General features: G+C 60.4%; 13 protein-coding genes and 1 pseudogene. 3 read left to right on the forward strand and 11 right to left on the reverse strand.

The window, feature by feature from the left end; all coding sequences use genetic code 11:
* The 6 genes from ACMUOY_RS19390 to ACMUOY_RS19415 form a co-directional block, all read right to left on the reverse strand.
* The coding region (locus ACMUOY_RS19390) for a hypothetical protein (protein ID WP_413894381.1) at window positions 1-827 on the reverse strand (827 nt) is incomplete at its 3' end.
* Between the two features lie 96 nt (window positions 828-923).
* A complete protein-coding gene (locus tag ACMUOY_RS19395; RefSeq protein WP_413894382.1) occupies window positions 924-1,220 on the reverse strand; it encodes a BrnA antitoxin family protein in 297 nt (98 codons plus the stop codon).
* Window positions 1,204-1,485: a BrnT family toxin gene (locus ACMUOY_RS19400; RefSeq protein ID WP_413894383.1), complete on the reverse strand. Its 282-nt coding sequence runs from the start codon at window positions 1,483-1,485 to the stop codon at window positions 1,204-1,206. The genes ACMUOY_RS19395 and ACMUOY_RS19400 overlap by 17 nt, the downstream gene beginning before the upstream one ends.
* A 55-nt stretch (window positions 1,486-1,540) precedes the next feature.
* A complete protein-coding gene (locus tag ACMUOY_RS19405) occupies window positions 1,541-2,863 on the reverse strand; it encodes a tyrosine-type recombinase/integrase (protein ID WP_413894393.1) in 1,323 nt (440 codons plus the stop codon).
* A gap of 257 nt (window positions 2,864-3,120) precedes the next feature.
* Window positions 3,121-3,945 (reverse strand): hypothetical protein, encoded by an 825-nt coding sequence (locus ACMUOY_RS19410; RefSeq protein ID WP_413894384.1) that lies wholly within the window; start codon window positions 3,943-3,945, stop codon window positions 3,121-3,123.
* 170 nt (window positions 3,946-4,115) lie between these two features.
* The gene (locus tag ACMUOY_RS19415) at window positions 4,116-4,730 is read right to left on the reverse strand and encodes a hypothetical protein (RefSeq protein ID WP_413894385.1); all 615 of its coding nucleotides are present in this window, start codon (window positions 4,728-4,730) and stop codon (window positions 4,116-4,118) included.
* A 163-nt stretch (window positions 4,731-4,893) separates the two neighbouring features.
* Between ACMUOY_RS19415 and aat the strand changes: the two genes are divergently transcribed.
* The 3 genes from aat to ACMUOY_RS19430 all read left to right on the forward strand — a co-directional run bounded on the left by aat (window position 4,894) and on the right by ACMUOY_RS19430 (window position 7,266).
* Window positions 4,894-5,667, forward strand: coding sequence for a leucyl/phenylalanyl-tRNA--protein transferase (gene aat, locus ACMUOY_RS19420; protein WP_413894386.1), 774 nt, complete (start codon window positions 4,894-4,896; stop codon window positions 5,665-5,667).
* Window positions 5,664-6,410: an arginyltransferase gene (locus ACMUOY_RS19425; protein ID WP_413894387.1), complete on the forward strand. Its 747-nt coding sequence runs from the start codon at window positions 5,664-5,666 to the stop codon at window positions 6,408-6,410. The genes aat and ACMUOY_RS19425 overlap by 4 nt, the downstream gene beginning before the upstream one ends.
* A 67-nt stretch (window positions 6,411-6,477) precedes the next feature.
* The gene (locus tag ACMUOY_RS19430; protein WP_413894388.1) at window positions 6,478-7,266 is read left to right on the forward strand and encodes an IclR family transcriptional regulator; all 789 of its coding nucleotides are present in this window, start codon (window positions 6,478-6,480) and stop codon (window positions 7,264-7,266) included.
* A 3-nt stretch (window positions 7,267-7,269) separates the two neighbouring features.
* Here the strand turns inward: ACMUOY_RS19430 and pbpG are convergent, their stop codons facing one another.
* From pbpG to ACMUOY_RS19455, 5 genes and pseudogenes are all read right to left on the reverse strand, one after another.
* The gene (pbpG, locus tag ACMUOY_RS19435) at window positions 7,270-8,304 is read right to left on the reverse strand and encodes a D-alanyl-D-alanine endopeptidase (RefSeq protein WP_413894389.1); all 1,035 of its coding nucleotides are present in this window, start codon (window positions 8,302-8,304) and stop codon (window positions 7,270-7,272) included.
* A gap of 154 nt (window positions 8,305-8,458) precedes the next feature.
* Window positions 8,459-9,997, reverse strand: a complete 1,539-nt coding sequence (locus ACMUOY_RS19440; protein WP_413894390.1) for a 2-isopropylmalate synthase — start codon at window positions 9,995-9,997, stop codon at window positions 8,459-8,461.
* A gap of 221 nt (window positions 9,998-10,218) precedes the next feature.
* Window positions 10,219-11,034 (reverse strand): CDP-diacylglycerol--serine O-phosphatidyltransferase, encoded by an 816-nt coding sequence (gene pssA / locus ACMUOY_RS19445; RefSeq protein WP_413894391.1) that lies wholly within the window; start codon window positions 11,032-11,034, stop codon window positions 10,219-10,221.
* A 241-nt stretch (window positions 11,035-11,275) separates the two neighbouring features.
* Complete coding sequence (gene ilvC, locus ACMUOY_RS19450) at window positions 11,276-12,292, reverse strand: NADP-dependent ketol-acid reductoisomerase (protein WP_413894392.1); 1,017 nt, start codon at window positions 12,290-12,292, stop codon at window positions 11,276-11,278.
* 129 nt (window positions 12,293-12,421) lie between these two features.
* A pseudogene (locus ACMUOY_RS19455) lies at window positions 12,422-12,604 on the reverse strand (acetolactate synthase small subunit); the annotation flags it as partial.

Below are 12,604 nucleotides of genomic sequence, written 5' to 3' on the forward strand. Positions count from 1 at the left end.
GCCTGATACCTACGGGCTTGTCGTTGCTCTGTGGATTCGCCACCGGATGCGCTCTCAGCCACCACGGGCGCGGGGCTTGCTTCAGCATCATCAAGTTCATGCTCCAGCGCGTCTTCGTTGTCGTGGTACTCAATGGTTTTCAGCCTTTCGAGAATTTCGAGCATCCTGGCTTTTCGCTCCGCTTCTGCCTTATCTGCAGGCCTGGACTCTGACGGTGTTGCAGCCACCAAAGTTTCGGCTTGGTTGTCCGGCATGCCTTCCATTACGACCGCACACATGGCCGGACGAATGTACGTTGTGAAATCAAGTTCACGCCACTTTTCCAAGGCCGTTAGCCCGTCATTTATGAAGGCTGCATGCGCTCGGCTTATCGGCGTATTGACCCCATTGCCATCCACTTCTGTGGGAACGGACGACGCGAGGATACGGAAACGGCCATCCCAATTCCGCGCATGAAACTTTTCAAGGTCTTCTTTCCATACGAACACGCCGGCCGGGAGCAGGGGCAGCGACTCTTCTCGCCACCGCTGATAGCCCGCCTCACGGGGCAGCCCGGTATGTTCGATTTTCTCGCCGAGCCCGCGTAATGCCCGAACTGCATCACCTTCCCACCATCCCCTTTTGAGTGGCTTTACTTGGTCGTTTTCGAGGTAAAACGCCTGGAGCTCTCCGCATATGAAGCCACGCAGCACTTCATCGTCCGCGAGAGTTTGAGCAACAACGTCAGGGGAAAAGAAGTTCCAGTTGGTGAGCAGCGGAATCGCCCGTACCGGAATGGCCTTACGGGGATGACCGTTTCGGTCTTTTATTAAAAAAACGAGATTCACGGCAGCACCCCTTCCCGGCGCCCTTCAATAGATGCCCCAGCAGTCGGGTGAAGGTGTCCCGCTTTTCGGTTCGCGGGCCTAGCTGGGGCGAATGGGTCAGGCGTGTGTCTGGACCCAGCTTTTCAGCGCGTCATTGATGCGGGTCTGCCAGCCGTCACCGGATGCCTTGAACTTCTCCAGCACGTCCACGTCCAGGCGCAGGGTGACTTGGGTCTTGGTGCCGCTGCCCAGCGGGCGCCCACGACGCACCAGCGGTTTGACGGTCTCCCACTCGGCATCCGTGAGGGGGACAGCGTCGGGGTCGGCGTTGGCGGCCGCGGTGACGATGGCGTCTTCCTCTGGCGTGGGCAGTTGCAGCACGCGCCCACTGCGGGTCTTAATCGTTTTCGGCATAGCGTTTGACCTCTCGCGTGTTGGCTTTTCTCAAACTGATGATGCGACGCTCGGTCGGCTGCTCGGGTGGGCGGTCCACAAAAGCCACGAAGAACAACCGGTCACCCAACGGGGCGAGCCCTGACATCCGCACCTCGCCGTAGTCTCGCCGCTGGTCTTGCCAGGACAGCATGTCGCTCCACTCCAGCCGCAGGGCCAGCGCCAGTGACAAGCCGTGCTTGACCACGTTTGCCGCGTCCTTGCCCGGGTCGAACGTCACATCCATAGTTATTGTAGTTACGTTTAATTGAATCGCAAGGATTATTCGTCGTTACGAAATATCAACCCGCCACCAGTGCCAGCTTGCCCGACGCCGCAACGGGAACGAAGGGCACGCCGGCCTGCCGCAGAATCCACGCCTCTATCTTTTCGTGGTGAACGCGCAGCAGGTCGAGCGGGCGCACGGTGTAGTGCTTTTCTGCGGTCGCGCTGGGCTTGTGCCCCATGATTTGCGCAACAACCCCTGCGGGGATTTCAAGCCACTCGGTCAGAGACTTGAATGAACGACGCAGGCCATGCAGGGTAAGTCCTTCCAGACCAGCCACGGCGCAGGCTTGAACATGATGGTTGCGGGGAACGGTCAGCATGCCCGAGGCGGCGGTTGCGCTGGAGAAAACCCACTCGCTGCGCCGCGGCAACCCGGCCAGCAGTTGCGACACATACGGCGTCAGCGGAATCACGCGCTCACCTTCGACCTTGTCGCGGATGGTGATTCCTCGCCACTGGGTATTCAGGTCACTCCAGCGCATTGCCAGCACTTCGCCAGGCCTCGCCCCGGTCAACAACAGGATTTGCAGGTAGGCGGCTGTAACTGGGTTGCCAATCTGCCGCACAGCGGCAAACCAGGCGGGCAATTGCTCACGCATCAAGGCATCCTGCTTCACGCCTGCCTTTCCCAACGCCTCCCGAGCCTTCTTGGTCTTGGCCGGGTTGACGCCTGCAAGCGCAGAAACATACTCCGGCTGCTCCGCACACCAAGCCAGAAACGCCTTGAGACACCGCCACGCCAACCGGGCGGACGTGGGCCGGGTCTTGGCTTCTTTGCTGGCCCACGCCTCGACCGCGGCGTTATTGAGTTCGCACAGCGGTAGGCACATCAGCGAGTGGAGTGGACCGGCAACGGTCACGCCTCGGCCGCGAGTGCCACGCCGTGCAGGTACACCGCCTGGCTGCACCAGCCGTCCATGGTCCGCATGGTGGCGCACACCCCAGTGCGGCCGTCGGGCCTCAAGATAGGCCGACCACACCTCCCCCACTGTCACAGCCTGGGCGGCGGCAGCGGCCTTGCTGGCGACTTGGGCTGCTTGCTGCTCACGCTCAACCTCACGGGGGTCCGTACCGGCGTCCACCATCATCTTCAGACCTTGGGCCTTCGTGCGGGCGGCATCCAGGCTCCAGTCAGCTGCGGTGCCGATGTTGAGTCGGATGGTGGCACCGTTCAGGCGCGACTCGAAGACGTAGGTTCTGCGTCCTGTCGGCGTCACCCGCAACGCCAGCGCCGTGGCTTCGGTGTCCCATAGGAAAGCCTGGGACTTACCCGGCGGGCAGGAGAAGTCTGCAACCCGCCCTGCGGTCAAACGAACCCGGCTTTTCTGTCCACTCATGGAACCCCCGGAAATCTGTAGGCAATTTGTAGGCAAATTCGATGGATTCACCCATGCACAAATCAACAGTACTACAGAGAAATACCGCTGTAACTTGTTGATTTTTATAGATTGTACCAACAAGGATCAACAGGTACAAATCCTATATTTTTCCGACTGTTAATCCGTAGGTCCCTGGTTCGAGCCCAGGTCGAGGAGCCACCTACTAGAAACGAATCAAGCACTTAGCGCGAAAGCGTTAGGTGCTTTTTTCATGTTCAAGGCGATGGTGGTCGTTGCCGACGCTGCGGCTTCCTGGTCGCTGCTTTGGGCGCGATCACGGCACGGGCGGATTTGTCCGACAGCTTGGCAACATAGTGATCCAAAGCCCAGCGGGTCTTGGTCTGCTCGCTCTTGTCGCGCTCGGCGCCCATCTCGGCCAAGTAGGCCATGAAACCACCGACTGCGGCTGCGGCTTGCGCCGCAGGTGCCTTGATGGAGACTTCCAGGAGTCGCTCGCCGTCCTCGCGCTGCCAAAGTTCGGCAGAAACTGGCCAGGGACAGGCGGGATCTTCGAAACTCCAGCGCTGAGCCATCAACGGCCCCAGGACAGCGAGCTTGCTGAAGTCGATACGCTGGCCCGTCATGGCCACGATGAATTCTTCCTGGTCTTGGGTAAATGCCGCTGCGATGGGCTTTTTCCCGACAGCGACGCGCTTGATCAGCCCGGGGGCAACCTTCATTGAAAACGATGCTGACTTGACCAGGCTGGTTTCGCTGGCATCTGCCTCGATCTTGAAGTTATGGAACTTGCGCCATTCACCGCCCACTTCGGCCGGATTGACCGGCCGGAACTTCACCGTGCTGTCGTGTTCGTCCCCGACTGTGCGGCGTGCCCGTGCAATGATGCCGGCCCCCAGAAGCGCCAAGTCGGGCGTATCGAAGAAGTAGATGTAGCGCTCTTCGTCATTCCTGGCGGTAAGGCCGAAACGCGCAAGCGCCCCATCGATCTGATGATCCGAAATGGTCGCCTTGAACTCTATTGACTCGGCCCCCTCGATCGCTCGAGCCACCTTTCCTTGTGTTGCGGCACCTCGCTCCATCGCCAGACTCCCTTCAAGTGAAACTGACAATTAACAGGGCGCACCTACTTGTCACGCGGAGCGGACTGATCAAGGCAAACGCCAAAAAAAGGCCCTTCTGCACCCTCAGACCCACCCAACAAGCGAGGCGTTCACCGGGCTTGCGAACGGCCTGTCCGCTGGGCCTTCGTTCAGGGCAGCGTAACCCCCAACGTCACCATCAGCCCCGAGTTGCCAAAGAGCACCAGTTCGCTGCAGACGCGCTTGTAACAGTAGCCCACCGACGGCAGGATCGCCGGGGCCACGCCGGAGCTGTTGAAAGGGATCTTGTTCTGGTATTCGCCTTTGTACCCGTGGAGCGCGCCCGCTGTAATCTTGAAGTACAACGGCTGGAGTTCATCGAACGGACGCACCAACCATCCGCCATAGAGATACTGGGATGACTGACCGAAGGAATTCGCGAACAAGGCCAGCCCTGCCAGCCATTGTCCCCCGGCCGCGAAGCTGTTGAAGCGCCACTCCAGGTTCAACAGGTTCTGCTGGTTGACGTGCTCGGGCGTGGGGTTGTAGTGGAGGGTGTAGACGCTGGTCTGAAGGTAGAAGCGATCGGTGCGCCAAGGCTCGGGAGCGTCCCATGGGGATACCTCTGCCGAAGTCGCCGTTGCTTGAGCCTGCGTTTGCGCTGCCACCGGTCCGGACAATCCCAAGCAGAGGGCCCATGCCCCCGCAAGGCAGGCCAGCCAGCGGTTTCCATGGCCTTGGCGCGCCTGCAGTGGCACCTGTTTGTTTTGTCCGATTTTCCCCATGGAGTCCGCCAAAAAAATGCAGAGCCTACCATGGCGACGCGATCATCAAAGGCCTCGCCGAAATGGGCAAGCTACGCAGTCAAGAACACCTCGGTTTGAAACGATAAACTGACACCTCGACCGCAACACCTCCTGCCCTGTCTCCAGCGACCTCCACTTTTTGATGGCCCTTGCGCAACAGACCCCTCATGAATTGCCATGGTTGCGGGCGGGAGATCCCTTTCCGCCTGTTTCGCTAGCCTTGGATTCAACGGCTCCTGCCCCCGGCCTACTGGCAGCCGGCGGCGCCCTCGACGTGGGAACCCTCGTACGTGCCTACAGTGCGGGAGTCTTCCCCTGGTTCAGCGCCGGACAACCCATCCTGTGGTGGAGCCCCGATCCGCGCATGATGATGCAGACCAGCCAATTCAAGCTGCATCGCTCCCTGCGAAAAAGGATCAACCAGTTTGCCATCGACCCCGCGTGTGAGATCCGTGTGGACAGCGCATTCGACCAAACCATCGAAGCGTGCGCGACGGTACACCGGCCGGGTCAATCGGGCACCTGGATCGTCCCGGACATGGTGTCAGCCTATCAACGCCTGCATGTGGCGGGTTACGCCCACAGCATCGAAACCTGGATAAACGGCAAACTGGTGGGCGGCTTGTACTGTGTCGCCATTGGACGGGCCGTATTCGGTGAGTCGATGTTCAGCCTGGTTCCGGACGCTTCCAAGCTGGCGCTTGCGGCACTGATCGCGTTCTGTCGCCATCACGGTATCGAATGGGTCGACTGCCAGCAGAATACCCGCCACCTCGCCTCCCTCGGGGCACGCGAGACGGCGCGATCGGACCTGGTGCGCTACGTCCGCACGGCTATCACCCAACAGCCCCCGGAATGGCGATTCGAGCCATACTTGTGGGGCGAACTCATAGTCTGCGAAAAGGTCATGACATGACGCACCTCAAAGACCTGCCGCTTCACACCTTGCAGTTCTATGCGACAGCGGCCTACCCGTGCAGTTATTTGCCTGAGCGGATGGCGCGCTCTCAGGTGGCCACGCCCAGTCACCTGATCCACAACGAAGCCTATTCCGGCCTCGTTCTCAATGGGTTCCGGCGCAGCGGTATGTTCACCTACCGGCCCCATTGCGACGGCTGCTCGGCCTGCGTTCCACTGCGCGTGCGGGTCGATGCCTTTCAGCCTGACCGCAGCCAGCGGCGCTCCTGGAAGCGCCACCGGACTTTGCAGGCCCGCGTACTCAAGCTGTGCTTTGTTCCCGAACACTACCAGTTGTACCTGCGATATCAGAACCGTCGCCACGAAGGCGGCGGGATGGACCACGACAGCATCGATCAATACACCCAGTTTCTGCTGCAAAGTCGTGTGAATTCCCGCCTCGTCGAATTCCGCGAGCCGCGGGATGACGGCACACCCGGCCCGTTGAAGATGGTGTCCATCCTGGACGTCCTGAACGATGGTCTGTCCGCGGTCTACACCTTCTTCGAACCCGAGCGAGGCACCAGCTACGGAACCTACAGTGTCCTGTGGCAAATCGCCCAGGCTCAGCAATTGCGATTGCCTCACCTCTATCTGGGTTACTGGATCGACCAGAGTGAAAAGATGAACTACAAGGCTCGATTCCGGCCTGCCGAAATAATGCAGCACGGAGAATGGACGGCGTTCTCATCCGACAACTGAGCTCGGTGAACTGAACAACCTCGGATTTCACAAGGTAAAATTCCGTCCGGAAACTTCCTTTGGATCTATGCGAAAAACCGAACCCGGCGTTGTCGTCACCCCGACCATTCAAGTCATCGAGCGCATGTTCGCCCTGATCGACGTTCTGGCCTCCCGTGAAGAAGCGATTTCGCTGAAGGAGATCAGCGAAAAGACCGGCCTTCATCCCTCGACCACTCACCGCATCCTCAATGATCTGGCGACCGGTCGGTTCGTGGACCGCCCGGAAGCGGGCAACTATCGGCTGGGCATGCGTTTGCTGGAGTTGGGCAATCTGGTCAAGAGCCGGCTCAATGTCCGTGACGCTGCGCTGGGGCCGATGCGCGAGCTCCACAACCTGACCCAGCAGCCCGTGAATCTGAGCATGCGCCAGGGTGATGAGATCGTGTATGTCGAGCGCGCCTACAGCGAGCGATCCGGCATGCAGGTGGTTCGCGCCATCGGTGGACGGGCACCGTTGCACCTGACCTCGGTTGGCAAACTCTTTCTCGCAGCCGATGAACCCCAGCGGGTGCGGGCCTATGCCACGCGCACGGGCCTGGCAGGACACACCCGCAACAGCATCACGCAGTTGCCCGAACTGGAGCGCGAACTCTCAAGGGCACGCCAATACGGCATTGCACGCGACAACGAAGAGCTTGAACTCGGCGTTCGCTGCATGGCAGCGGGCATTTACGATGATCAAGGGAGATTGGTGGCCGGGCTCTCCATCTCGGCCCCTGCAGACCGCCTCGACGACAGCTGGATGAGCAAGCTCCAGGCGACCGCTAACGAAATTTCTTTGGCTCTGGGCTACAGGCGGGCCCCTGGCGCATGAACGTCAGCTGCTGATGCGACGGGCATCGGCCGCGACAACCGAGCCACTCTCAACCCACCGACGCACCCGCTCGGCGTCGGCAAGGCGACTGAACTTGCCGGCGGAATCCAGAAACACCATGATCAGCTTGCGCCCGGAAACCTTTGCCTGCATCACGAGGCACTGGCCTGCTTCAGAGATATAGCCGGTCTTCTGAATACCGATGTCCCATGAACGGCTGTGCACCAGTCGGTTGGTGTTGTTGAATTGCAAAGTCCGGTTGCCCACCTCAACCTCATGGCCGGGAGAGGTTGTCAGCTCGCGCAGTTTGGGCTCCATGTAGGCCGTTGCGACCAGGGTGGCGAGGTCCTTTGCGCTGGACTGGTTCTTGCTGGACAGGCCGGTCGGCTCCACGTACCGGGTATCTTTCATCCCAAGGGCCTGCGCACGTGTGTTCATCAGTCCGACAAACGTGTTCAGCCCGCCAGGATAGGTGCGCCCCAGCGCATGCGCTGCACGGTTTTCACTGGACATCAGCGCAAGGTGCAACAACTCGCCACGGCTCAGCTGAGCGCCCACCTTGAGACGGGAACGACTCCCCTTCTCCGTATCGACGTCGTCCTGGCTGATCACGATCATTTCGTCCATCGGCAGGCGAGCCTCTGTCACGATGAGACCGGTCATCAACTTGGTCAACGAGGCAATCGGCAGCACCGCGCTGTCGTTCTTGCTGAAAAGGACCTCGCGCGTGTCCTGATCCATGACCAGGGCGACGCTCGATTTGAGGTCCAGGGGGTCCGATGCGCCATGCAAACCAGCCAGTTGTCCAAACGAGGGTTTTACCGGGACCGCCGCTTGCACCACCGGCCTGCGCTTCTGGCTCCCCGCGCTCTTGCCTGAAGAGGCCACGACGGTCTTCTTGGTTGTCTTGCTGGTTGTCTTGCTGGCCGAAGCGGACCTGTTGGCCTCGCTGGTCTTGCGGCTTGCGGCCGAAGCAGGCGCGGATGCCAACCCGGCAATGAAACAGAGAGCAACCAGTGCAGCAAACAGACGGTTCATCGGTTGTCTTCGGTAATAGTACGGTGGACGCAGCCCCGCTCGGATCAAGAAATCCGAATTCGGTCGGCGCAGTGTATCCATTTAGGAAAAGTCGCGCAAGATCAGCAACTTGCGCGACATTCCTGATAAGTTACTGGGATTATAGGTAGTTACCCTAGCCCTGAGCGGCCACGCGATCAGCTTTGCTCTGTAACTTGTTGAGAGCATGCAGATAAGCCTTGGCTGAAGCCACGACGATGTCAGGATCCGCCCCGACGCCATTGACCACCCGGCCGCTGTTTTGAAGCCGCACCGTCACCTCGCCCTGGCTCTCGGTCGAACCGCTGATGGCATTCACTGAATACAGGACCATTTCGGCGCCGCTCTTCACATGGGTTTCAATGGCTTTGAGGGACGCATCCACCGGCCCGTTGCCGTCCGATTCGCCTCTGACCTCGCGGCCGTTGACCGTGAAAACAATGGTGGCATGAGGCCGTTCCCCAGTTTCGCTGTGCTGTGACAGGGAAACAAACCCGAACTGCTCCTTCTCACTGGTCACACTCTCGTCGCTGACCAGCGCCAGGATGTCTTCATCAAAGATCTCGCTCTTGCGATCGGCCAATTCCTTGAAGCGGGCGAAGGCCGTGTTGATCTCGGATTCACTGTCGAGGCTGACCCCCAGCTCCTGCAGGCGCTGCTTGAAGGCGTTGCGGCCGCTGAGCTTGCCGAGAACGATCTTGTTGGCGCTCCAGCCCACGTCTTCCGCTCGCATGATCTCGTAGGTGTCGCGCGCCTTCAGCACGCCGTCCTGGTGAATGCCCGAGGCATGGGCGAAGGCGTTCGCACCGACGACCGCCTTGTTGGGCTGAACCACGAATCCGGTGGTCTGGCTGACCATCCGGCTGGCGGCGAGAATATGCTGGGTATCGATACCGATATCGAGCCCGAAATAGTCGCGCCTCGTCTTGACGGCCATGACGACCTCCTCCAGCGAGCAATTGCCGGCACGCTCGCCCAGGCCATTGATCGTGCACTCCACCTGCCGCGCCCCGCCAATCTTCACACCGGCCAGTGAATTGGCCACCGCCATGCCAAGGTCGTTGTGGCAATGCACCGACCAGATGGCCTTGTCGGAATTGGGAATGCGTTCGCGCAGGGTCTTGATGAAATTGCCATACAACTCGGGAACGGCATAGCCCACGGTATCCGGCACATTGATCGTGGTGGCGCCCTCGGAAATCACGGCCTCGAGCACCCGGCACAGGAAATCCATGTCGCTGCGGTATCCATCCTCCGGGCTGAATTCGACGTCACCGACCAGATTGCGCGCAAACCGAACCGCCAGCTTGGCCTGCTCGAACACCTCGTCTGGCGTCATGCGCAGCTTTTTTTCCATATGCAAAGGCGATGTGGCAATGAACGTGTGAATGCGCGCACTGTTGGCACCCTTCAGAGCTTCGGCTGCACGGGAGATATCCCGGTCGTTGGCGCGCGAAAGCGAGCAGACCGTTGAGTCCTTGACGGCATTCGCGATGGCCTGAACCGCTTCAAAGTCGCCATTCGAGCTGGCCGCAAATCCCGCTTCGATGACGTCCACCCGCAGGCGCTCAAGCTGGCGCGCGATGCGCAGTTTCTCGTCGCGGGTCATGGAGGCCCCCGGCGACTGCTCGCCGTCGCGCAAGGTGGTGTCGAAAATGATGAGTTTGTCAGCCATGGGAGAACTCCTGTTTCAATGAAACCCGCAACATGAAATACCTGACATCCAAAGCAAAAGGCCCGTTGCGGGGGCAAACGGGCCTTTTTGGAAATGGCGCGCGTGCGCTACCGTCTCCGCCCGGTCGGGTGTAGCAGTAGCGATGTCAGCATAAAAACCATTCGCACACTTTAGCACAAGCTCGCACGATTCGCGAAACAGGCTGGGCCATTGCCGCGCCGTCACTTGTGCAGACCGCGCTCGTCGGGTTCATCCGTTGATGTGCTGATCACACTGGTCTGCACACCCTTGAGCTTGCGCCAGCCATAGATCACGTAACCACTGAACCCGTAAATCACGAACACGCCGAACATGACGGCCGGCGGGTGGATGTTGATCACCGCAATGCCCAGCGCAATCAGCACGATCGCGGCGAACGGGACGCTCTTCTTCATCTGCACGTCCTTGAAGCTGTAGAACGGCACGTTCGTCACCATCGTCAGGCCGGAATAAAGGGCCAACGCAAACATCGGCCACGCGACAGCCGGGCCCCGGATGTCAGCATCCGTCATGATCCAGATGAAGCCGGTCACCAGCGCGGCAGCGGCCGGCGACGGCAGCCCCTGAAAGTAGCGCTTGTCGACCACTGCCGTGTTGACATTGAAGCGCGCCAGACGCAGCGCCGCACAGGCGCAATAGACAAAGGCGGCAATCCAGCCCCAGCGCCCCAGCCCCTTGAGGGCCCACTCATAGGCAATGAGCGCCGGTGCGGCACCGAAGGAGACCATGTCCGACAAGGAGTCCATCTGCTCGCCGAACGCGCTCTGGGTGTTGGTCATGCGGGCCACCCGACCATCCAGGCTGTCCAGCACCATGGCACAGAACACCCCCACGGCCGCGTAGTCGAAACGCCCGTTCATGGCCATCACGATGGCATAGAAGCCTCCGAACAGCGCGGCCAGGGTGAACAGATTGGGCAGGATGTAAATGCCCTTGCGCCGCTTGCGCACCACCACGCCCGATGGCTCCAGAGCTTGCTTTTCAGTCTCTTTATGCATGTTTTATGCCAAATCCCAGCGTCAAATGGTCGTATATCGCTATCAATTTGATATTTCCAACGGCAGGCGGAAAGCAAACCGACGCCACGATCCCAGCCCAACATGCCAGTGCCCGAGGATGGCGCCTTCTGGCCGGCTCCCTGCTTTCCCTGCCATCCCGAGTGTATGCCGCCTTGCCGGCACGCCCACCAAGAACAAAGGCCACCCGGGTGGCCTTTGCGATTCCTTCAGCAGGCGAAGATCAGTTGCGGGTCTGGTCAACCAGCTTGTTCTTGGCGATCCAGGGCATCATGGCGCGCAACTGGGCTCCCACCACCTCGATCTGGTGCTCCGCCGTCAGGCGGCGGCGCGCGGTCATGCTGGGATAGCCGGTGCGGCCCTCCAGGATGAACATCTTGGCGTATTCGCCGGTCTGGATCCGCTTGAGCGCGTTGCGCATGGCCTCGCGGCTCTGCGCATTGATGACCTCGGGGCCCGTCACGTACTCGCCATACTCGGCATTGTTCGAGATGGAGTAGTTCATGTTGGCAATGCCACCTTCGTAGATCAGGTCCACAATCAGCTTGAGCTCATGCAGGCACTCGAAGTAGGCCATTTCAGGGGCATAACCAGCCTCCACCAGGGTCTCGTAGCCCATCTTGACCAGTTCGACCGCGCCACCGCACAGGACAGCCTGCTCGCCGAACAGGTCGGTCTCGGTCTCTTCCTTGAAATTGGTCTCGATGATGCCGGCCTTGCCGCCACCGTTGGCCATCGCATAGGACAGGGCCAGATCGCGAGCCTTGCCGCTCTTGTCCTGGTGCACCGCCACCAGGTGCGGCACACCGCCACCTTGGGTATAGGTGTTGCGAACCGTGTGGCCGGGCGCCTTGGGCGCCACCATCCAGACGTCCAGATCGGCGCGCGGAACGACCTGGTTGTAGTGCACATTGAAGCCGTGGGCGAAAACCAGGGACGCACCCTGCTTGATGTTCGGTGCCACGTTGTTGGTGTAGACCTCGGCGATCTGCTCGTCAGGCAGCAGGATCATGACCACGTCGGCGGCCTTCACGGCATCGTTGACTTCCAGCACGTTCAGGCCAGCCTTGCCGACCTTGTCCCAGGAGGCGCCGCCCTTGCGCAGGCCGACGACGACCTTGACGCCGCTGTCGTTGAGGTTCTGCGCATGCGCGTGGCCCTGGCTGCCGTAGCCGATGATGGCCACGGTCTTGCCCTTGATCAGGCTCAGGTCACAGTCTTTGTCGTAGAAAACTTTCATGGTCTTGCTCCAGAGGATTTGATGATGGAAACCGTTCGTTGCGAGCCTGTCGAAGGGCTCCCGGCGCCCTGCTTGCGCAGGGCTTCGACAGGCACAGCCCGAACGGGCAAAGGCTGAGCCCTGAAAAAGTCAGACGCGAAGGATTCTCTCACCCCGTCCGATGCCGCTGGAGCCCGTGCGAACGGTCTCCAGGATGGCGCTGCGGTCGATGGCTTCGAGGAAAGCGTCGTTCTTCGACTGGTCCCCGGTGAGCTCGATGGTGTAGCTTTTTTCGGTGACGTCGATGACGCGGCCCCGGAAGATGTCGGCCAT

Source organism: Candidatus Skiveiella danica, assembly GCF_022705245.1.
Lineage (GTDB): Bacteria > Pseudomonadota > Gammaproteobacteria > Burkholderiales > Burkholderiaceae_C > Skiveiella > Skiveiella danica.

Coding starts and splice junctions, on each gene's coding strand:
- ACMUOY_RS19395 (WP_413894382.1), bottom strand. CDS start 1,220: ATGCCGAAAACGATTAAGACCCGCAGTGGGCGCGTGCTGCAACTGCCC.
- ACMUOY_RS19400 (WP_413894383.1), bottom strand. CDS start 1,485: ATGGATGTGACGTTCGACCCGGGCAAGGACGCGGCAAACGTGGTCAAG.
- ACMUOY_RS19405 (WP_413894393.1), bottom strand. CDS start 2,863: ATGAGTGGACAGAAAAGCCGGGTTCGTTTGACCGCAGGGCGGGTTGCA.
- ACMUOY_RS19410 (WP_413894384.1), bottom strand. CDS start 3,945: ATGGAGCGAGGTGCCGCAACACAAGGAAAGGTGGCTCGAGCGATCGAG.
- ACMUOY_RS19415 (WP_413894385.1), bottom strand. CDS start 4,730: ATGGGGAAAATCGGACAAAACAAACAGGTGCCACTGCAGGCGCGCCAA.
- aat (WP_413894386.1), top strand. CDS start 4,894: ATGGCCCTTGCGCAACAGACCCCTCATGAATTGCCATGGTTGCGGGCG.
- ACMUOY_RS19425 (WP_413894387.1), top strand. CDS start 5,664: ATGACGCACCTCAAAGACCTGCCGCTTCACACCTTGCAGTTCTATGCG.
- ACMUOY_RS19430 (WP_413894388.1), top strand. CDS start 6,478: ATGCGAAAAACCGAACCCGGCGTTGTCGTCACCCCGACCATTCAAGTC.
- pbpG (WP_413894389.1), bottom strand. CDS start 8,304: ATGAACCGTCTGTTTGCTGCACTGGTTGCTCTCTGTTTCATTGCCGGG.
- ACMUOY_RS19440 (WP_413894390.1), bottom strand. CDS start 9,997: ATGGCTGACAAACTCATCATTTTCGACACCACCTTGCGCGACGGCGAG.
- pssA (WP_413894391.1), bottom strand. CDS start 11,034: ATGCATAAAGAGACTGAAAAGCAAGCTCTGGAGCCATCGGGCGTGGTG.
- ilvC (WP_413894392.1), bottom strand. CDS start 12,292: ATGAAAGTTTTCTACGACAAAGACTGTGACCTGAGCCTGATCAAGGGC.